The sequence below is a fragment of the Agromyces sp. NPDC029043 genome (assembly GCF_055564615.1).
In genome coordinates, this window is the sequence record NZ_JBVHVX010000003.1 from 138,172 (window position 1) to 157,593 (window position 19,422).

Genomic DNA, 19,422 nt, shown 5'->3' on the forward strand with positions numbered 1-19,422 from the left:
GGTCGGCCTCAGGCGTTCCCGTCGAGGAATGCTCCGATGAGTTCGCCCGGATGGGTGAGTCGCCAGAGCGGTCCCGGGTCGCGGATCGCGTCGTCGAGCTCGAGCACCGAGCTGATGTCGCGCTCACCGAGGCGCACCGTCACCGTGCCGACCTGCCGGCCCGCGGGCGCCGTCGTGAACGGCTCGACCTCGACGGCGGCCGCCTCGGGCCCGGCGCCGAACGCGGCGTCGGTCCGGCCGGCCGCGGCGATCAGCTTCGCCCGGTCGCCCCACGCCGACTCCACCTCGCCGTACGAGGTGCCCGCCGCGATGATCTCGATCGGAGCGGACGCCGCCTGCATGCTCTCCACGGCGGCGAGCACGGCGGGATCGAGCGTCCCGTAGTCGTCGACTCCGGTCATCGCGCCGACCATTCGTCGCACCTCGTCGGCGATCGTGATCTGCGACGTGAACACGAACGACAGCGCCGCCTCGTCGGTGTAACTGCGGCTCATCGTGCGGATCCCATCGCCCTCGAGGTGGGCGATGACGTCGGGGATGCGTCGCTGGTCGGCGGCGAGCGGTCGGCTCTCGCCCGTGAGCATGTCACCGAGCGCCGGATCGGCGAGGACCATCGCGGCGAGGCGAGCGAGCTCGCTCGCGGTTCCGACGTTCTCGCCTGACAGGCCCGTCGCGTCGGCGACCCGCAGGTCGGTGAACCCGTGCTCCTCGAGCCATCCGTTCGCCTCGCGCACGTAGTTGTCGATGCTGCCGTATGCCCACGTGGCGAGCGTGTCGGCGTGGTTGTTGCTCGAGGCGAGGACCATGGCGCGAAGCACGTCGCGCTCGCTCCACGATTCGCCTGGGGAGACCTGGAGGACGCGCGAACCCTCGCCCTCGTAGCGCAGGTAGCTCGAGTAGTCCTCGGCGCCGATGGGGATGTCGGGACCGTCGGTGCCCTCGGGCAGGGGCAGCGAGTCGACCGTCACGAGCGCCGTCACGAGTTTCGCGGCGCCGCCGATCGGCGCCGCCGCGTCATCGGCCGCTGCCGCGACGATCTCGGCTTCGCCCGAATCGCCGACGAGCGCAACGGCGGAAGCACCGTCGGCGGGAAGGGCGACCGAGGCGGGCGCCGGCGCAGCCGCACTCGCCTGGTCGACGCGGACGTCGACCGCCGGCAGCGGGCCGAGCAGCATGGCCGGACCGTAGACTCCGACGGCGAGGATCGCGAGCGTGCCGACGGCGATGCCGACCACGCGGGCGGGGGAGGGGCTCATGCGATCAGATTAACCCGGGACCCGTCACGCCCAGCCGAGCTCGTGCAGCCGGTCGTCGTCGATTCCGTAGAAATGCGCGATCTCGTGGACGAGGGTGACGTGAATCTCGTCGCGGAGCTCCTGCTCGGTGTCGGCGACGGCGAGCAGCGGCTCGCGGTACAGCACGATCCGATCGGGCATCTCGCCGAAGCCGTATCGGTCGCGCTCGGTGAGCGCAGTGCCCTCGTAGATGCCGAGCAGGTCGAGGGAGCCGTCCTCCGGGCGGTCCTCGACGACGAACACGACGTTCTCCAGGCCGTCGACCATGTCGTCGGGGAGTTCGTCGAGCTCGTCGACGACGAGCCGCTCGAATGCCTCGGCGTCGAGTTCCACGGGCGGCTCCGTTCGGGAGTCATCGGGGAGGATCGGGGTGAGTATCGGGGTTTGAACCCGCGACCTCTTCGAAGTTACCGCACCACGACCAGGAGTCCATTGGGGTGAGTAACGGGGCTTGAACCCGCGACCTCCTGGACCACAACCAGGCGCTCTACCAACTGAGCTATACCCACCATGCGCGACCCGCTTCCGCGATTCGCAACCCTACGAGATTACACCACGTTGGGGGTCGTCGCTGACACCGGGGCGGGCTCGGCCGCCGCGCCGGCACCGGCGTCGGCCGCCACCTCGGCCGCGATGACCTGCAGCTCCTGGCTGGTCGGGCCAGGGTCGGCCACGAACACGGCCCGACGGTAGTACTGCAGCTCTCGGATCGACTCGAGGATGTCGGCGAGCGCACGGTGGCCGCCATCCTTCGCGGGTGCATTGAAGTAGGCCCGCGGATACCACCGCTTCGCGAGCTCCTTGATCGAGGAGACATCGACGTTGCGGTAGTGCAGGTGCGCGTCGAGGCGCGGCATGAACCGCGAGATGAAGGCCCGGTCGGTGCCGATCGAGTTGCCGGCGAGCGGCGCGCGCTGTTCGTCGGGCACGTGCTTCAGCACGTACTCGAGCACCTCGTACTCGGCCTCGGCGACCGAGACTCCGTCGGGGATCTCGTCGATCAGTCCGGACTCGGTGTGCATGGCCCGGACGAAGTCGCTCATGGTCTCGAGCGCGCTCGCGTCGGGCTTGATGACGATCTCGATTCCGGCGTCGACGGGGTTGAGGTCGTAGTCGGTGATGATGACCGCGATCTCGACCAGCTCGTCGACCTCGAGGTCGAGGCCGGTCATCTCGCAGTCGATCCAGACCAGTCGGTCACTCGAGGAAGCCATGCGGTGAGTCTAATCGCGAGCCCCGACACCGGGCGGGTGCGCGTGCCGGGAGGCCCCGAGGCGGCTGCGGTATCGTGGTGGCGTTCGGCCCTCGTAGCTCAGCGGATAGAGCAGGAGCCTTCTAATCTCTTGGTCGCAGGTTCGATTCCTGCCGAGGGCGCCGAAGATCTCCCGTCCGCACCGTGAGCGCGACGAGGGGGAACGCGAGGACCGAGAACAGCCCCGCCCCGACGAGCGCCGCCGCGATGCCGGGGTCGAGTTCTCCCGCGTCGACGCCGAGCGCGGTGACCGCGACGATGATCGGCAGGCCCGTCGCTCCGAAGAAGCCCGTCGCGACGCGTTCGCGCGCGCTCGACCCCTTCGGCGCCAGCGCTGCCGTCGGGATGCCGCGCGTCACGAGCAGCAGCACGGTGAACAGCGGCAGCAGCAGGAGGGTGCGGGTATCGGAGACGAGCGCGTGCAGGTCGAAGGTGATGCCGGTGTTGATGAAGAAGACCGGCACGAGCAGGCCGAAGCCGACGGCCTCGATCTTGGCCTCGGTGATCTCGGCCTCCCGTTCGGACGCTCCCGCGAGCAGCAGCTTGCCCAGCACGCCTGCCGCGAACGCGCCGAGCAGCATGTCGATGCCGAGGAAGATCGACAGGGCGACGAGCGACAGCAGCACGAACATCACGAGGCGCACGACGAACTGCCCGCTCGTGTGCAGGCTCGCCTCGATCGCGCGGTGCAGCCGCACGCCGTCGCCGCGCGAGGCGAGGAACATCAGCACGCCCGCGATCACGGCGAATGCGATGAGCACGAGGGCGGCATGCAGCGGCGAGCGGCCGCTGAGGAACAGGGAGATGGCCAGCAGCGGCCCGAACTCGCCGACGGCGCCCACCGCGAGGATGGACACGCCGAACGGCGTTCCCAGGATCCCGGCATCGCGCAGGATCGGGAGGAGCGCCCCGAGTGCCGTCGAGGTGAGCGCCACCGCCACGAAGACCGCGCCGGCACCCGGCTCGATCAGCAGGCCGAGTCCGAGGGCGATCGCGAGCGAGACGAGCCATCCGACCCCGGCGCGGATGATCGGCGTGCCGCGGATGGCGACGAAGTCGATCTCGCGGCCGGCGAGGTAGAACAGCATCGCGAGGCCGAAGTCCGCGAACAGCCCGATGAAGTCGTCGGGCTGCACCCAGTCGAGCACGTCGGGCCCGAGCAGGATGCCGAGCAGGATCTCGAACACCACGAGCGGGATCGCCAGCCACCGACCCACCGCACGCGTCGCCAGCGGTGCGATCGCGGCGATCGCGGGGACGAGCACCAGCGTGGAGAGGTCGACGGTCACGCGGGAGCCCCCTTCATCGCGCGTTGGTCCGCATGCTAGCCGACGGAGGTCGATCGCCGGGGGCGCGCGATGCGCGACATCCGCCGGTCACACGCGTGCCGTAGGGTCGTGGCATGCGCGACCTCCAGGCCCAGATCATCGAAGAACTGCACGTCGAAGCCGTCATCGACCCGGCCGAGCAGGTGCGCCGGCGCGTCGACTTCCTGAAGCAGTACCTCATCGCCTCGGGAGCGAGGGGGCTCGCGCTGGGCATCAGCGGCGGGCAGGATTCCTCCCTCGCCGGCCGGCTCTGCCAGCTCGCGGTCGACGAGCTGACCGCCGACGGGCGTTCCGCACGGTTCGTCGCGGTCCGGCTTCCGTACGGGGTCCAGCGCGACGAGGACGACGCGCAGCTCGCGCTCGACTTCATCCGCCCCGCCGAGGTGGTCGACTTCAACATCAAGGGCGGCGTCGACGGGCTCGCCGCCGACTTCGACGCGGCGCTCGGCGGGCCGATCAGCGACTTCGGCAAGGGCAACGTGAAGGCGCGCATGCGCATGATCGCCCAGTACGCGCTCGCGGGCGAGGGCGGGCTCCTGGTCGTCGGCACCGACCACGCTGCTGAGGCGGTCACGGGCTTCTTCACCAAGTACGGCGACGGCGGCGCCGACCTCCTGCCGCTCTCGGGCCTCACCAAGCGCCAGGGGCGGGCGATCATGCTGCATCTCGGCGCACCCGAGCGTCTCTACGAGAAGGTCCCGACCGCCGACCTGCTCGATCACCAGCCGGGGCAGTCCGACGAGGCGAACCTCGGCCTGCGCTACGCCGACATCGACGAGTTCCTCGAGGGCGGTGAGGTCGACCCGGCGGTCGCCGAGCAGATCGAGGCACGTTTCCTGCTGACCCGACACAAGCGCGCCGAGCCGGTCACGATGTTCGACGCCTGGTGGCGCGGCTGACGCGACGGCATCACCGCGGCACGGCACCACCGCGGCACGGTCCCGCCGCGGCGGGGAGCCGGAGCCGACCTCAGTCGGCGGCGACCGGTCGGCGATCGGTGTCGACGTCGGCCGGCTCGGCCGGCGCGGCGGTCGTGTCGACGACGGCCGTCGTCGCCTCCGGCAGCGGAGTGGCGGCGTAGCGGTCGTGGTGCTGCTCGGCGACCCACGAGTCCTGGGCGGTGGCGAGCGTCTGGTCGGGCTCGTCCCGCTGCATGCGCCAGCGATCGAGGTCGTTCTTGAAGTCGCGGCGCGTGCGGGACGGATGGCGCTGCCATTCGAGCATCCGCTCCCGGAACTCGACGACGGCCGGGTCGAGCTGGTAGCCGAAGGTGGCCGACGCGCGCTTGAGCTCGTGCAGCTGGTGGGCCGCCCAGTCGGCGGCGACATCCGCGCCCTTGATCGGCAGCAGGCGGACCTGGATGTCGGCCTGCCCGACGGATCGGTCGACGAGCACCTGCTCCTGGGGCGTGAGCGAGTTCCACACCGACGCCTCGGTCGCGGCATCGACGAGCGCGGCGACGGCGGAGTTGCGCAGCTCGCGGTCGCGCTGGCGGATGATGCCGCGCACGGCGCGCCGAGCGATCCACGCGGAGAGCAGCCCCGCCGCGACGAGCGAGACGAAGATCACCGCGGCCGCGAACAGGATCGGGCGTGCGGCATCCGAGACGAGCCAGGCGACGAAGTCATTCCACCACTGCATGAGCGAAGGCTAGCGTCGCGCGCGTGCGCGGTGTCGGAGGCCTCGCGGCGTGCCTCCGTCGTCGCGGCTCACCGCTCAGCCGAGCGCCGTGCCGTGCGCGGCGTAGGGCTCGATGGCCGCGATCTCGTCGTCGGCGAGCGGCGCGGCGTCGAGCGCGGCGACGTTCTGCTCGAGCTGCGCGACGCTGGACGCGCCGATCAGCGCGCTCGCGACCTGCGGGATGCGCAGCACCCACGAGACGGCCAGCTGCGCGAGCGACTGGCCGCGGCCGAGCGCGATCTCGTTGAGGGCGCGGGCACGCTCGAGGTACTCCTCGCTGATCCGGTCGGCGGGGAGGAAGTGGCTGGTCGCCGCGCGCGACCCGGCCGGCACGTCGCCCGAGAGGTAGCGGTCGGTCAGCAGGCCCTGCGCCAGCGGCGAGAACACGATGGCCGAGGCCCCGACCTCGTCGAGCACGGGCAGCAGGCCGTCCTCGATGTGCCGGTCGAACATCGAGTACCGGGGCTGGTGGATGGTGAGCGGCACGCCCTCGGCAGCGAGCGCCTCGCCGGCGCGGCGCGTCTGCTCGGGCGAGTAGTTCGAGATGCCGACGTAGAGCGCCTTGCCCTGTCTCACGGCGTGCGCGAGCGCGCCCATCGTCTCCTCGATCGGCGTCTCGGGGTCGGGGCGGTGCGAGTAGAAGACGTCGACGTACTCGAGGCCGAGCCGGCCGAGGCTCTGGTCGAGCGACGCGAGGAGGTACTTGCGCGACCCCCACTCGCCGTACGGGCCGTCCCACATCAGGTAGCCCGCCTTCGACGAGACGATGAGCTCGTCGCGGTAGGGCTTGAGGTCGGTCGCGAGGAGGCGGCCGAAGTTCTCCTCGGCGCTGCCGGGCGGCGGGCCGTAGTTGTTCGCGAGGTCGAAGTGGGTGATGCCGAGGTCGAACGCGCGGCGGACGATGGCGCGCTGGGTGTCGAGCGGACGGTCGTGGCCGAAGTTGTGCCAGAGCCCGAGCGAGAGCGCGGGGAGCTTCAGCCCGCTCCGGCCGATCCGGTTGTAGGCCATGCGGTCGTAACGGTCGGGAACGGCGACGAAGGTCATGCGGTTAGCCTATGGCGATGGAAAGCTTCGTTCTCGCCGGGGGCTGCTTCTGGTGCCTGGATGCCGTCTACCGCACGCTGCGCGGCGTGCACGACGTGGTCTCGGGGTACACGGGCGGCTCGGTGCCGAGCCCGTCGTACGAGCTCGTCTGCACCGGGGCGACCGGCCACGCCGAGGCGGTGCGCGTGGACTTCGACCCCGACGTCATCCCGCGCGAGGTGATCCTCGACGTGTTCTTCACGCTGCACGACCCGACGCAGTTGAACCGCCAGGGCGCCGATGTGGGCACGCAGTACCGGTCGGCGATGTTCTTCCGTGGCGAGGCGCAGCGCGAGCTCTTCGAGGCCGCCCGCCGGCGCGCGGGCGACTGGTGGCCGGGCGAGGTCGTCACGACGATTGAGCCGCTCGGCGACTTCTTCGAGGCCGAGGAGTACCACCAGGACTTCTTCGCGAAGAACCCGGGCCAGGGCTACTGCCTCGCGGTCGCGCTACCGAAGGTGAACAAGATCCGGCGTTCGTACGCCGACTACGTCGTCGCCTGACCCCTCCTCGACAGGTCCGCTCAGACGGCGGTTGCCCACCGTCGTCCGGTCGCGTCGGCGGAGGGCGCGGCCCGGGCGCCACGCTGTGGTGAGCGGCATCCGGGGTCGTTCCGGCACGAGGGCCCCGGATGCCGCGAGCCGCCGATCCGCGGCGGCGCCGACTCCGAGGAGCACAGCATGACCGACCTCATCACCGTGACCGGCGCCGTGGGCAGCGACCCGCGCCCGACCGTCACGCCCGCCGGACTGACGATCACCAACTTCCGGCTCGCCTCCACGCGCCGGTACTTCGACCGCGCCACGGGGCAATGGACCGACGGCGAGACCAACTGGTACACCGTCTCGACGTTCCGCCAGCTCGCGGTCAACACCGCCGCCTCGATCCGAAAGGGCGAGCGCGTGGTCGTGCACGGCCGCCTGCGCATCCGCCACTGGGAGACGGCGGAGAAGTCGGGCACGGCGATCGAGATCGAGGCCGACTCGGTCGGGCACGACCTGGCGTGGGGCACGTCGACGTACGCGAAGAGCTCCGCAGCTCGCGCGGCGGAGACGACCGAGGCGGGGTCGTCCGAGACCGGCGCATCCGAGGCGGCGGCGTCGGCCGACGCCTGGAGCACGCCGGGTGACGGGTGGGCGGTCGGTGCCGCGACGGGCGACGACCTCGGCACCGACGTCGGGATCGGAGCCGACCGGCTCGAGCACGTCGACCCCGACGACGTGGCCGCAGAACGCGTGCCGGCCTGATCCCACCCGCCTCGCCGTCGTCCCCTCCGCCATAGACTCGGCGCGGCGGATCATGGCGACGGAGGAGGGGCGCGATGCGACGGCGGGTGACCGCGGCGACCGTGACCGTGTTCGCACTGTCCGCAGGTCTCGGCCTCGGCGCATGCTCGTCTGACGCGCCGGTCGGACCGACCGGCGCGCCGGCGACCGCGACGCCCGACCCGTCCGGCGGCGTGGTTCCGAGCGCGACGCCCGACGCCGCACCGCCCGCGTTGCTGCCCGGGGGCTCGGCCGCCTCCAACCTGCCGTACTTCGACGCGACCAGCATGGCGGTGATCCGGGCCGATCCGAGCGCCGGCGGGCGCGCATTCATCGACGCGCTCGCCGTGGCCGGCTTCGACCGGGCGGCCATGCAGGTGACCGCCGACAGCACGACCGTCGGCGAGAAGGCCGACTCCGTCCAGTTCGCGGTGTCGTTCGCAGGGGAGTGCCTCGTAGGGCAGTACGGGCCGAAGTCCGGCGGCTACCACGGCGCCGTGCGACCGGCCCTCGGCACCGGCGGCTGTCTGGTCGGCAGGGCTCGCCCCATAGACTGGTAGGGACATGGCGGATTACATCTATTCAATGGTGCGCGCCCGCAAGGCGGTCGGCGACAAGGTCATCCTCGACGATGTGACGATGGCGTTCCTCCCCGGAGCGAAGATCGGCGTGGTCGGTCCGAACGGAGCGGGCAAGTCCACGATCCTCAAGATCATGGCCGGCATCGACCAGCCGTCGAACGGCGAGGCCCGACTCACCCCCGGCTTCTCGGTCGGCATCCTGATGCAGGAGCCCGAGCTCGACGAGTCGAAGACCGTGCTCGAGAACGTCCAAGAGGGCGTCGGGCCGATCAAGCGCAAGGTCGACCGGTTCAACGAGATCTCGGCGGCCATGGCCGACCCCGACGCCGACTTCGACGCGCTGCTCGCCGAGATGGGCACGCTGCAGGAGGAGATCGACGCGGCCGACGCGTGGGACCTCGACTCGCAGCTCGAGCAGGCAATGGACGCGCTGCGGTGCCCGCCGAGCGACACGCCCGTCTCGGTGCTGTCGGGCGGTGAGAAGCGCCGCGTCGCGCTCTGCAAGCTCCTGCTCCAGAAGCCCGACCTGCTGCTGCTCGACGAGCCCACCAACCACCTCGACGCCGAGAGCGTGCTCTGGCTCGAGCAGCACCTCGCGAAGTACCCCGGTGCCGTGCTCGCGGTCACCCACGACCGGTACTTCCTCGACCACGTCGCCGAATGGATCTGCGAGGTCGACCGCGGTCGCCTCTACCCGTACGAGGGCAACTACTCGACGTATCTCGAGAAGAAGGCCGAACGCCTCCAGGTCCAGGGCAAGAAGGACCAGAAGCTCCAGAAGCGCCTGAAGGACGAGCTCGAGTGGGTCCGCTCGAACGCCAAGGGCCGGCAGGCCAAGTCGAAGGCGCGACTGGCCCGCTACGAGGAGATGGCGGCGGAGGCCGAGCGCACGCGCAAGCTCGACTTCGAGGAGATCCAGATCCCCGCGGGTCCGCGACTCGGCGACGTCGTCCTCGAGGCGAAGAAGCTCGAGAAGGGGTTCGGCGACCGCCGGCTCATCGACGGACTGAGCTTCTCGCTGCCTCGCAACGGCATCGTCGGGATCATCGGGCCGAACGGCGTCGGCAAGACCACGCTCTTCAAGACGATCGTGGGACTCGAGCCGCTCGACGACGGCGCCCTCAAGATCGGCGAGACGGTGAAGATCTCGTACGTCGACCAGTCGCGCACCGGTATCGACCCGAACAAGACGCTGTGGGAGGTCGTGTCCGACGGGCTCGACTACATCCAGGTCGGCAAGACCGAGATCCCGAGCCGGGCCTACGTGTCGACGTTCGGGTTCAAGGGACCCGACCAGCAGAAGCGCGCGGGCGTGCTCTCCGGCGGTGAGCGCAACCGCTTGAACCTCGCCCTCACGCTCAAGCAGGGCGGCAACCTCCTGCTGCTCGACGAGCCGACCAACGACCTCGACGTCGAGACGCTGTCCAGCCTCGAGAACGCGCTGCTCGAGTTCCCCGGCTGCGCCGTGGTCATCACGCACGACCGGTGGTTCCTCGATCGCATCGCGACGCACATCCTCGCCTATGAGGGCACCGACGAGGACCCGGCGAACTGGTACTGGTTCGAGGGCAACTTCGAAGCGTACGAGGCGAACAAGGTCGAGCGACTCGGCCCGGAGGCGGCCAAGCCGCACCGCTCCACGTATCGCAAGCTCACGAGGGACTGACGTGCGCCTGCACGTGCCGACCCCGCTCCGGTGGAGCGACCTCGACGCGTACGGACACGTCAACAACGCCCGGATGCTGAGCCTCCTCGAGGAGGCTCGCATCCAGGCGTTCTGGGTGAACGACGACGGCACGGCCGAGCACGCGGTCGGCGCCTCCACCGCGGTGCTCGACGCGTCGCCCGGTGCGGCCACGCTCACGCTGATCGCACGGCAGGAGGTGGAATACCTCGCGCCGATCCCGTACCAGCGGCTCCCGCTCGACATCGAGCTGTGGATCGGGCACATGGGCGGCGCGAGCCTCGACGTCTGCTACGAGGTGTACTCGCCCGCCGGCGCCGAGCCGCGCGCGCTCTACACCCGCGCGGTCACCACGATCGTGCTCGTCGACACCGCCACCGAGCGGCCACGGCGCATCACCGAGGCCGAGCGGAGTGCGTGGGAGCCGTACCTCGGCGAGCCCATCCCATTCCGTCGCCGCTGAACGCCCGACCGATCCGCCGCTCAGCGCTCCAGGGGCTCGTCGCTGAACGAGCCCTCCCAGACCGCCCGACTGCCCGAGTCACCGATCCGCACGATGGTCCACACCGAACCCGCGCCTACGCCGACCGCAGCCACGATGAGGAGCACTGCGATGACGGTGCGCAGCGGGCTGCGGCGCACGGGCGGGACGGTCATGCCGCGGTTCGCCGCCACCTCGGGGTCGGTGCGGTCGCGGCGCTCGCGGCGCTCGACGATGGCGACCCCCGCCACGAGCGCCGCGATGGTGACGAGGGCGATCATCCACGGCACGATGTCCTCGCCCTGCGCGGTATGCGCCTCGATGAGGGGAGCCTCCGGCACGCGCGCCTGCAACCACTTCCCGGCCTCGATCGTGACGTACATCACGCCGAGCAGCACGATGGCACCCAGGAGCGCCGGGAGCCAGAGCACTCGGCGCGCGGCGGGCCAGCAGCACAGCACCACCAGCAGCACCGCCAGCAGGGGCACGCCGATCACCATGACGTGCACGAGGAGGACGTGGAGCGGAAGTCCGGCGAACTGGTAGTCGAGCATCCGGGTCAGCCCGCGACAACGCGGTCGCCGTCGACCGTCACCGCCACGGGATTCAACGGCTCGATCGCGGGCCCGTTGAGCACGTCGCCCGTCGCCGCGTCGAAGGCGGAGCCGTGGCACGGGCACTCGAAGCGATCACCGGCCGCGGCGACGACGCACTGCTGGTGCGTGCAGATCGCACTGAACGCGACGACCTCGCCGGCCGTCGGCTGGGCCAGCAGCACCGGATCCTCGCCGATCATGGCCGAGATGCTCCCGCCCACCGGGATGTCGGCGAGGGCCGCGACCTCCTCGCCCGCCGCCGCGCCCGTGTCGGGCGCCGTCGTCGCATCCGACCCGCCCGCACCGTTGTCGGGCGTCGTCGTCGCTGCGCCGTCGCCGTCTCCGGCCGGGGCGCATCCGGCGAGCGCGAGCGCGCCGGCGCCACCGAGCGCGAGCGCCGTGCGGCGCGTCAGGTCACGGGCGTCGTCCATCGTGTGCCTCCTCGTCGGGGCCGCGTCGGGCGCGGCACTGGTGCCATTCTGCGACACCGCGAGGGCGGAGCGGGCGATTGCGCGGCGATCACCCAGCCGCGCGGCTCGCGCTCACGAGAACGCGCCGGGATCGGGCACGCGCACCATGCCCTCCTGGGCCACGCTCGCCACGAGCCTGCCGTCGCGGGTGTAGATGCGCCCGAGCGAGAGTCCGCGGCCACCGCTCGCCGAGGGCGACTCCATCGTGAACAGCAGCCACTCGTCGACGCGCACGTCGCGGTGCCACCACATCGCATGGTCGAGGCTCGCGACCTTGAGTCCCGGCGTCGCCCACGCGACGCCGTGCGCGCGCAGCACGGGTTCGAGGATCGAGTAGTCGCTCGCGTACGCGAGCGCGGCGCGGTGCTGACGGGGGTCGTCGGGCAACCGGCCGAAGGCCTTCATCCAGACGGCCTGCCGTGGCATCCGCTCGCCGTCGACCTTCAGGTACACCGGCGACGGGATGTGGCGCACGTCGAACGCGCGCTCGCTCGACCAGTACCGCGCGACATCGTGGTCGAGGTGCCCGAGGACGTCGGCCGTCGAGGGCAGCCCCTCGGGGTCGGGCAGGTCGTCGGGCATCTCGAGCTGGTGCTCCAGCCCGTCGTCGTGGGTCTGGAAGGAGGCGATGAGCGAGAGGATCGGCTCGCCGTGCTGGAAGGCCTGGGTGCGCCGGGTCGAGAACGACCGGCCGTCGTGGATGCGGTCGACGGAGAACGTGATGGGATGCTGCACGTCGCCGGGACGGAGGAAGTAGCCGTGCATGGAGTGGATGGTGCGGTCGTCGGGCACGGTGTGGGTGGCCGCGGTGATGGACTGCGCGAGCACCTGCCCGCCGAACACGCGCCCGAGCGGCATCCACTGCGACGGGCCGGTGAAGATGTCCTCGTTGGTGCGCGCGCCCGTGTCGGTGAGTCGCAGCGTGCTGAGCAGGCCGTCGATGGGACCGTTCATCGTTCCTCCGTTCGGGTCGGTCGGCCGCAGAACCGCCCGCCGGTGGGCGCCCGCGGCGGGGGCCGCGGCGCTCTCTCGGTAGTCTAGACAGGCCATGGTCCAGCAATTCACGCTCGCCGACAGCCTGGCGCTCGGCGACCTCCACACGTACCTGCAGCGCGCGGCGCGGGTCGAGGACGGCTCGGTGCGGCTGGTCGCCGGCAACGGCATCCTCGCCGTCTACACGGCCATCCTGTACCCGCGCGGCATCCTCGACGAGAGCCCGACCGTGCTGGGCCTGCGCACCTTCCAGCTCTTCGAGACCGAGGACTTCGACATCGTCGTGCCGATGCGCTCGGTGGTCGACCGCATCGTCCGGGCCCGCGGCGAGCTCGGCGACGACGACGAGGCCGAGTCGCGTCCCGTCACCATGACCCGCCCGCCCGAGGTGAACACGGTCACGTGGGCGGGCATCTCGCCGCCGCGCGGCGGATGGCGGCCACTCGGCGAGACCGACGCCGCGACCCTCGAGCGCGCGGCCCGTGCGGGCATCGACGAGGTCGCGAAGGCCATCCCCGAGGGCACGGGCGAGCAGCTCGTGCAGCGGGTCCGTTCCGAGGTGTGGGGTCGCGGCGTCGACGGGCTCGAGTACGTGCCGGCGGGCGCGGCGTTCGCGGCGTACAGCCTCGGCTTCCTCGGCGACGACCCGGTCGGGCTCTTCGAGACCGGCCCGTGGACGCGACTCAGCTCCCGCCGCGGGCACGTGCTGGTGCGCCGGAAGGCGTGGACCCTCAAGGCCTGACCCCTCGGATGGCGCGGGCGGGCGCCGTCCGCGCTGGCCTCAGTGCGCGCGCCCCGCGATCGCCCGCCCGGCGGCTCGGCCCGTGAAGAGGCAACCGCCGAGGAACGTGCCCTCGAGCGCGCGGTAGCCGTGCATGCCGCCGCCCCCGAAGCCGGCGGCTTCGCCGACGGCGTACAGCCCGGGGACCGGACCGCCGTCGGCGTCGAGCACACGCGAGGCGAGGTCGGTCTGGATCCCGCCGAGGCTCTTGCGGGTCAGGATGTGGAGCTTCACCGCGACGAGGGGCCCGGCGTCGGGGTCGAGGATCCGGTGCGGCGGCGCCACGCGCAGCAGCTTGTCGCCGACGTAGCGCCGGGCGCCCCGCACGGCGGTGAGCTGGAGGTCCTTCGAGTACTCGTGCGCGACCTCGCGATCGCGCGCCACGAGCTCCCGCTCGACGTTGTCGGTGTCGAGCAGGCCGTCCGGCGAATTCCGCCGCATGCCGTCGAGCAGCTCGGGGAGGGTGTCGGCGACGATGAAGTCGGCGCCGCGCTGCATGAACGCCTCGACCGGGCCGGTGGCACCGGGGCGCACCCGCCGGGTGAGCAGCATGACGTCCTTGTTCGTGAGGTCGGGGTTCTGTTCGCTGCCGGACAGCGCGAACTCCTTCTCGATGATGCGCTGCGTCAGCACGAACCACGAGTGGTCGTGTCCGGTCTTCGCGAGGTGCTCGAGCGTGCCGAGGGTGTCGAAGCCGGGGAAGAGCGGGGGAGGCAGTCGACGGCCGGTCGCATCGAACCACATCGACGACGGCCCGGGGAGGATGCGGATGCCGTGCTGCGGCCACTCGGGCTCGAAGTTCTCGATGCCCTCGGTGTAGTGCCACATGCGGTCGCCGTTGACGAGGCGGGCACCGGATGCCGCGGCGATGCCGAGCGCGCGGCCGTCGACGTAGGCCGGCACGCCGGTCAGCATCGTGGCCGGCGGGCGGCCGAGCCGTTCGGGCCACGCGGCGCGGACCAGCTCGTGGTCGCCCCCGATGCCACCGGACGCGATCACCACGGCGGGCGAGCGCAATTCGAACTCGGCGATCGCGTCGCGGTTGGACGGCGCCCCCCGCGGCGCGTCGTCCTCGGCGAGGATCGCGCCGCGAACGCCCACGACCGCGTCGCCGTCCACCACGAGCTCGTCGACGCGGTGCCGCGGGTGCAGGCGGACCAGGCCGGCCGCCTCGCCCGCGCGCACCCTCGCCTCGAACGGCGCGACCAGGGCGGGACCGGTGCCCCAGGTGATGTGGAACCGCGGCACCGAGTTGCCGTGGCCGACGGCCATGCCCCCGCCCCGCTCGGCCCAGGCGACGATCGGGAAGAACCGCACACCGCGCTCGTGCAGGTAGGCCCGCTGCTCGCCCGCGGCGAACCCGAGGTAGGCCTCGGCCCAGCGGCGGCCCCACTCGTCCTCGTCGCGGTCGAACGCGGCGCTGCCGAGCCAGTCCTCGCGCGCGAGGTCGAGCGAGTCGTGAACTCCCAGCCGACGCTGTTCTGGCGAGTCGACCATGAACACCCCGCCGAAGGACCACCACGCCTGCCCGCCGAGGTTCGCCTCGGACTCCTGGTCGACGATCGCGACCCGCTTGCCGGCGTCGACCAGTTCGGCGGCGGCGACGAGGCCGGACAGGCCGTGGCCGACGATGATGGCGTCGTACTCGGCGGGCAGGGCAGGGGCAGGGGGCGGGGCCACGGTGACTCCTTCGTCTCGGGCGGTCGCGGCATCCGCTCGGCTCGGACGGCTCGGCAGGCGCCGCAGGATCTGCGCGGGGTTCGGGTGGCGGCCTACTCCTCGAAGGTGTTGACCATCGCGAAGGCGGCCCGCTGGAGATAGTCCCACAGCGTGGCCTCGGCGATCGGCGAGAGCTCGAGCGTGTCGACCGCGGCGCGCATGTGGGCGAGCCAGCGGTCCCGGGCATCGGGGTTGACCTTGAACGGCAGGTGCCGCATCCGCAGGCGCGGGTGGCCGCGCTCGGCACTGTAGGTCGTCGGGCCGCCCCAGTACTGCTCGAGGAACATGCGCAGCCGGTCCTCCGCGGGCCCGAGGTCCTCCTCGGGGTACATCGGGCGCAGGACCGGGTCGTCGGCCACCCCGCGGTAGAACTCGTGCACGAGCCGCACGAACGTGTCGCGACCGCCGACCTCGTCGTAGAAGCTGGGGGAGGGAAGTGTCACGGGGTGTCCTTCGATCCGGCGTCGGATGCGCCATCCGCCGCCGCCTTCTTCGTGTCGGGCACGCTGCCCGCACCGCTGATCGACGCGGCGGCCCGCTTGGCGCGCAGCGAGCGCTTGGACGGCGGGGCGGTCTCGACGACCGTGCTCGGGGAGGTCTTCGGCGGCTTCGCGCCCTTCACGCGCGTGACGCCGTCGAAGCCGGAGAGCACGACGCTCGACAGGCTGGGCAGCTTGAGGTCCATCTGGTCGGTCGCCCGCTTCAGGCGCACGCGCAGCTCGCGGGCGACGTCGTCCTTCGACGAGGTGCGCACCTTCATGACGACGCGGATGACCATCGCGTCGGCCGAGATGGACTCGAGGCCCCACACCTCGGGCTTCTCGAGGATGCGGGAGCGCCACTTGCCGGCCTGCGCCATCTCGGTGGCGGTGCGCAGCAGGGTCGCCTCGACCTCGTCGATGTCGGCCTCGTAGGGTACCGCGAGGTCGATGATGACCCGCGCCCAGCCCTGCGACATGTTGCCGACGCGCAGGATCTCGCCGTTGCGGACGAACCAGAGCGTGCCGTTGACGTCGCGCACGCTCGTCACGCGGATGCGGACCTCCTCGACGATGCCGGTCGCGAACCCGAGGTCGACGATGTCACCCACGCCGAGCTGGTCCTCGACGACCATGAAGAGCCCGTTGAGCGCATCCTTGACGATGTTCTGCGCGCCGAAGCCGAGGCCGGCGCCGATGGCGGCGGACAGGAGCGTGAACGAGCCGAGCACGTTGGGCGCGAGGACGCCGACGACGGCGAGCAGCACCACCACGAACAGGGTGACGTTGACGATGTTCGTCAGCACCGACCCGAGGGTGCGCGTGCGCTGCACGACGCGCACGGCAGCCAGCGGCGAGGCGGCGAGTGCCTGCGTGTCCGTGACATCCTGCTTGCGCTTCACGCCCGACACGATCTGGTTGACCGTGCGCCGGATCGCGAAGTGAAGGAGCCAGCGGATGATGAGCGCGATGACGATGATCAGCACGACCTGGATCACGTTCGAGAGGATGATGCCCCACGGGGTCGCCCAGAACGCGTCGAGCTGAGTGGAGATGTCGATCTGTTCGGGGACGGGTTCTTCGAACGGACGCATGATCCAGCAGTGTACTGAGCGCGGATCGGCGGGGGCTGGACGTGCGCTCCGTCCCCCGCCGATCGCGGGAGGGTCAGGCGGCGGCGTCGCGGACGGCCGCCGCGTCGCGATCGCGGGCCGCGAGCGCGCGCTCGAGCTCGGACAGCTGTTCGGCGACGAGGCGGTGCAGCGGCGCGGGCTCGGCGTGGGCGTCGAGCCACGCGCGGGTGCGGCGGGCGAGCTCGGCGTCGACCACGGGCGCCGGGAAGAGCCGGCGCACGATGAGCGACGCCATCGTGAAGCTGCGCTCCGACCACACGCGCTCGAGCATGCCGAGGTAGTCGTCGACGGACCCGGCGAGCAGGGTCGGGTCGATCGTGCGCTGCCAGCCGTCGGCGATCGCCCGGGCGACGTCGTTCGACAGGGTCGCGTCGGTCGCGACGCGCCGCCACGCGGCATCCTTCACCGCCTGGTCGGGCCGCGCGGCGCGCGCGGTCTCGGCGAGCTGGCGCCCCTTCGCCGTGTCGTCGTCGGCGAGCGAGACGCCGATCTCCTCGTCGTCGGCCGCGCCCAGCGCGGCGCGAGCGATCGTGATCTCCCACCGCAGGTCGAGGTCGATCTCGAGCCCGTCGAGGCGCGCCTCGCCCGAGCGGAGGGCGGCGAGCACGTCGGCGTGCGCGGGCACGCATGCGAGCCGCGTGAACGCCTTGACGAACTGGAGCTGCGCGTCGGATCCGGCCTCCGCCAGTTCGGCGAGCGCCCAGACCGCATCCGCGGCCTCCTCGGCGAGACGGTCCCGGTGGTCGTCGGCGAGGTAGCGGCCGACCGCGACCTCGAGGCGGGCGAGGGCGAGGCCGCGAGCGGCGGACTGCGTCTCGTGCCCGACGCTCGACACGACCAGGCGGACGAAGTCGGACGCGGGCAGCTCGGCGTCGCGCACGCCGTCCCATGCGGAGCCGAGGATCACGGCGCGCGCCACGGGATCGGCGATCTCGGCGAGGTGATCGCGGGCGACCCGGAACGAGCCCTCGTCGAGCCGCACCTTGGCGTACGTGAGGTCGTCGTCGTTCACGAGCAGCAGCGCGGGGCGCGCGAGGCCCACGAGGCCGGGCACGTCGGTGGACGGCCCGTCGACGTCGAGCTCGACGCGGTGCACGCGCCGGAGGCGGCCGTCGACGTCGTCGTACGCGCCGATCGCGAGCCGGTGCGGCCGCAGCGTCGGGTGCGACGCGGCCGCGGACTGCTCGACGCGCGCGGAGGCGATCAGCCCCGCGGCATCCGTCTCCACCATGAGGCGCAGGGTGTTCACGCCGGCCGTCTCGAGCCACTTCGCCGACCACTCGGCGAGGTCGCGGCCGCTGGCCGCCTCGAGCTCGGCGAGCAGGTCGGCGAGCGTCGCGTTGCCGCCGCCGTGCTTCGCGAGGTACGCACCGACGCCCCGCTGGAACGCGTCGAGCCCGACCCACGCGACGAGCTGCTTGAGCACCGAGGCACCCTTGTCGTAGGTGATCGCGTCGAAGTTCACCTCGACGTCGCCGAGCCGCTCGATCTCGGCGACGATCGGGTGCGTCGACGGCAACTGGTCCTGCTCGGCGGCGTGCGTCTTCTCGTCGGTGGCGAACGTCGCCCACACGTCGGCGAACTCGGTGACCTGCGAGGTCGCGAGGGTCGAGGCCCACGTGGCGAACGACTCGTTCAGCCAGAGGTCGTTCCACCACTTCATGGTCACCGAGTTGCCGAACCACATGTGGCTGAGCTCGTGCAGCACGACGATCGCGCGCTGCTCACGACGCGCGTCGGAGACCCGCGACCGGAACAGGTACGACTCGTTGAACGTGACCGCGCCGACGTTCTCCATCGCGCCCCAGTTGTACTCGGGCACGAAGATCTGGTCGTACTTCCCGTAGGGGTAGGGCACGTCGAACGCCGCCTCGTAGAACGCGAGCCCGTCGCGCACCAGCTCGAACATGACGTCGGGCTCGGCGTACTGCGCGAGCGAGCGGCGCGTGAAGACGCCGAGCGGCACGTCGCGGCCGTCGCGGCTCGTGGCCGAGGCCTGCCACGACGCGTACGGGCCCGCGATGATCGCGACGATGTAGCTCGAGATCACCGGCCCGGTCTCGAACGCCCAGGTGGCGGTGCCGGATGCCGCGTCCGGCGCCGGCTCGGGCGACGGGGCGTTGCTCAGCACGACCCAGTGGTCGGGTGCGGTGATCGTGAACCGCACCGATGCCTTCAGGTCGGGCTGGTCGAAGACCGCGTAGACGCGGTTCGCCTCGGCGACCGCGAACTCGGTGTAGAGGTACGTCTCGCCGTCGACGGGGTCGACGAACCGGTGCAGGCCCTCACCCGTGTTGGTGTACTCGCGCGTCGACACGACGCGGAGCTCGTTCTCGGCGGCGAGGCCGGCGAGCGCGATGCGGTGCCCGTCCGACACGGATGCCGCGTCGAGGGCGACCCCGTTCAGGGTCACCTCGTGCAGCTCGGCCGTCGTCGACTCGATGAACGTCGACGCGCCCGGCGTCGACGTGAATCGCACGAGGGTCTCGGAGCGGAAGCGCCCGTCGTCGCCGGTCAGGTCGAGCGTCACCTCGTAGGTGGGCGCGCCGACGAGCGCCGCACGCTCCTCGGCCTCGAGACGCGTGAGCTCTGCTCGCGCCAT

Annotated in this window: 20 protein-coding genes and 2 tRNA genes; 8 read left to right on the forward strand and 14 right to left on the reverse strand. The window is 71.5% G+C overall.

Annotation, left to right across the window (positions count from 1 at the left end; all coding sequences use genetic code 11):
* Positions 1-8: 8 nt before the first annotated feature.
* The 4 genes from ACZ4TW_RS05945 to orn all read right to left on the reverse strand — a co-directional run bounded on the left by ACZ4TW_RS05945 (position 9) and on the right by orn (position 2,509).
* The gene (locus ACZ4TW_RS05945) at positions 9-1,256 is read right to left on the reverse strand and encodes a serine hydrolase family protein (RefSeq protein ID WP_465541122.1); all 1,248 of its coding nucleotides are present in this window, start codon (positions 1,254-1,256) and stop codon (positions 9-11) included.
* A 24-nt stretch (positions 1,257-1,280) separates the two neighbouring features.
* Positions 1,281-1,628: a metallopeptidase family protein gene (locus tag ACZ4TW_RS05950; RefSeq protein ID WP_465541124.1), complete on the reverse strand. Its 348-nt coding sequence runs from the start codon at positions 1,626-1,628 to the stop codon at positions 1,281-1,283.
* Between the two features lie 100 nt (positions 1,629-1,728).
* Positions 1,729-1,804 (reverse strand) — tRNA-His (locus tag ACZ4TW_RS05955).
* Between the two features lie 39 nt (positions 1,805-1,843).
* A complete protein-coding gene (gene orn, locus ACZ4TW_RS05960; RefSeq protein ID WP_465541126.1) occupies positions 1,844-2,509 on the reverse strand; it encodes an oligoribonuclease in 666 nt (221 codons plus the stop codon).
* 87 nt (positions 2,510-2,596) lie between these two features.
* Here orn and ACZ4TW_RS05965 point away from each other — a divergent pair.
* Positions 2,597-2,669, forward strand: a tRNA-Arg gene (locus tag ACZ4TW_RS05965).
* On the opposite strand, the gene ACZ4TW_RS05970 is transcribed toward ACZ4TW_RS05965, so the two are convergent.
* On the reverse strand, positions 2,631-3,836 hold the full coding sequence (locus tag ACZ4TW_RS05970) for a cation:proton antiporter (protein ID WP_465541425.1): 1,206 nt from the start codon (positions 3,834-3,836) through the stop codon (positions 2,631-2,633). The two genes, ACZ4TW_RS05965 and ACZ4TW_RS05970, sit on opposite strands and share 39 nt — an antisense overlap.
* 113 nt (positions 3,837-3,949) lie before the next feature.
* On the opposite strand from ACZ4TW_RS05970, the gene nadE reads away from it, so the two are divergent.
* Entirely contained in the window at positions 3,950-4,774 is an 825-nt protein-coding gene (gene nadE, locus ACZ4TW_RS05975; RefSeq protein WP_465541128.1) for an ammonia-dependent NAD(+) synthetase, read from the forward strand.
* 70 nt (positions 4,775-4,844) lie between these two features.
* Here nadE and ACZ4TW_RS05980 read toward each other — a convergent pair whose 3' ends face one another.
* Together ACZ4TW_RS05980 and ACZ4TW_RS05985 are read right to left on the reverse strand one after the other, a co-directional pair.
* Positions 4,845-5,516, reverse strand: a complete 672-nt coding sequence (locus ACZ4TW_RS05980) for a hypothetical protein (protein WP_465541130.1) — start codon at positions 5,514-5,516, stop codon at positions 4,845-4,847.
* A gap of 75 nt (positions 5,517-5,591) precedes the next feature.
* On the reverse strand, positions 5,592-6,599 hold the full coding sequence (locus tag ACZ4TW_RS05985; protein WP_465541132.1) for an aldo/keto reductase: 1,008 nt from the start codon (positions 6,597-6,599) through the stop codon (positions 5,592-5,594).
* A gap of 17 nt (positions 6,600-6,616) precedes the next feature.
* On the opposite strand from ACZ4TW_RS05985, the gene msrA reads away from it, so the two are divergent.
* From msrA to ACZ4TW_RS06010, 5 genes are all read left to right on the forward strand, one after another.
* Positions 6,617-7,141, forward strand: coding sequence for a peptide-methionine (S)-S-oxide reductase MsrA (gene msrA, locus ACZ4TW_RS05990; RefSeq protein ID WP_465541133.1), 525 nt, complete (start codon positions 6,617-6,619; stop codon positions 7,139-7,141).
* Positions 7,142-7,318: 177 nt separating this feature from the next.
* Positions 7,319-7,885, forward strand: a complete 567-nt coding sequence (locus tag ACZ4TW_RS05995; RefSeq protein WP_465541135.1) for a single-stranded DNA-binding protein — start codon at positions 7,319-7,321, stop codon at positions 7,883-7,885.
* A 74-nt stretch (positions 7,886-7,959) separates the two neighbouring features.
* On the forward strand, positions 7,960-8,463 hold the full coding sequence (locus ACZ4TW_RS06000; protein ID WP_465541137.1) for a DUF6993 domain-containing protein: 504 nt from the start codon (positions 7,960-7,962) through the stop codon (positions 8,461-8,463).
* A 4-nt stretch (positions 8,464-8,467) separates the two neighbouring features.
* On the forward strand, positions 8,468-10,150 hold the full coding sequence (ettA, locus tag ACZ4TW_RS06005) for an energy-dependent translational throttle protein EttA (RefSeq protein WP_465541139.1): 1,683 nt from the start codon (positions 8,468-8,470) through the stop codon (positions 10,148-10,150).
* Between the two features lies 1 nt (position 10,151).
* Positions 10,152-10,631: an acyl-CoA thioesterase gene (locus ACZ4TW_RS06010; RefSeq protein ID WP_465541140.1), complete on the forward strand. Its 480-nt coding sequence runs from the start codon at positions 10,152-10,154 to the stop codon at positions 10,629-10,631.
* Positions 10,632-10,651: 20 nt separating this feature from the next.
* On the opposite strand, the gene ACZ4TW_RS06015 is transcribed toward ACZ4TW_RS06010, so the two are convergent.
* From ACZ4TW_RS06015 to ACZ4TW_RS06025, 3 genes are all read right to left on the reverse strand, one after another.
* Complete coding sequence (locus tag ACZ4TW_RS06015; RefSeq protein WP_465541141.1) at positions 10,652-11,203, reverse strand: hypothetical protein; 552 nt, start codon at positions 11,201-11,203, stop codon at positions 10,652-10,654.
* A 5-nt stretch (positions 11,204-11,208) separates the two neighbouring features.
* Positions 11,209-11,676: a QcrA and Rieske domain-containing protein gene (locus tag ACZ4TW_RS06020; protein ID WP_465541143.1), complete on the reverse strand. Its 468-nt coding sequence runs from the start codon at positions 11,674-11,676 to the stop codon at positions 11,209-11,211.
* 111 nt (positions 11,677-11,787) lie between these two features.
* Complete coding sequence (locus tag ACZ4TW_RS06025; RefSeq protein WP_465541145.1) at positions 11,788-12,669, reverse strand: acyl-CoA thioesterase; 882 nt, start codon at positions 12,667-12,669, stop codon at positions 11,788-11,790.
* Between the two features lie 94 nt (positions 12,670-12,763).
* Here ACZ4TW_RS06025 and ACZ4TW_RS06030 point away from each other — a divergent pair, with 94 nt between their 5' ends.
* Positions 12,764-13,450 carry a DUF8185 domain-containing protein gene (locus ACZ4TW_RS06030; protein WP_465541147.1) on the forward strand — a complete coding sequence of 229 codons (687 nt, stop codon included), beginning with the start codon at positions 12,764-12,766 and terminating at the stop codon, positions 13,448-13,450.
* A gap of 39 nt (positions 13,451-13,489) precedes the next feature.
* Here ACZ4TW_RS06030 and ACZ4TW_RS06035 read toward each other — a convergent pair whose 3' ends face one another.
* The 4 genes from ACZ4TW_RS06035 to pepN all read right to left on the reverse strand — a co-directional run bounded on the left by ACZ4TW_RS06035 (position 13,490) and on the right by pepN (position 19,422).
* Complete coding sequence (locus tag ACZ4TW_RS06035) at positions 13,490-15,169, reverse strand: FAD-binding dehydrogenase (protein ID WP_465541149.1); 1,680 nt, start codon at positions 15,167-15,169, stop codon at positions 13,490-13,492.
* A gap of 92 nt (positions 15,170-15,261) precedes the next feature.
* Positions 15,262-15,651 (reverse strand): globin, encoded by a 390-nt coding sequence (locus tag ACZ4TW_RS06040; protein WP_465541150.1) that lies wholly within the window; start codon positions 15,649-15,651, stop codon positions 15,262-15,264.
* Positions 15,648-16,781, reverse strand: a complete 1,134-nt coding sequence (locus ACZ4TW_RS06045) for a mechanosensitive ion channel family protein (protein WP_465541152.1) — start codon at positions 16,779-16,781, stop codon at positions 15,648-15,650. Before ACZ4TW_RS06045 ends, ACZ4TW_RS06040 begins: the two co-directional genes overlap by 4 nt.
* 73 nt (positions 16,782-16,854) lie before the next feature.
* Positions 16,855-19,422, reverse strand: coding sequence for an aminopeptidase N (pepN, locus tag ACZ4TW_RS06050; RefSeq protein ID WP_465541154.1), 2,568 nt, complete (start codon positions 19,420-19,422; stop codon positions 16,855-16,857).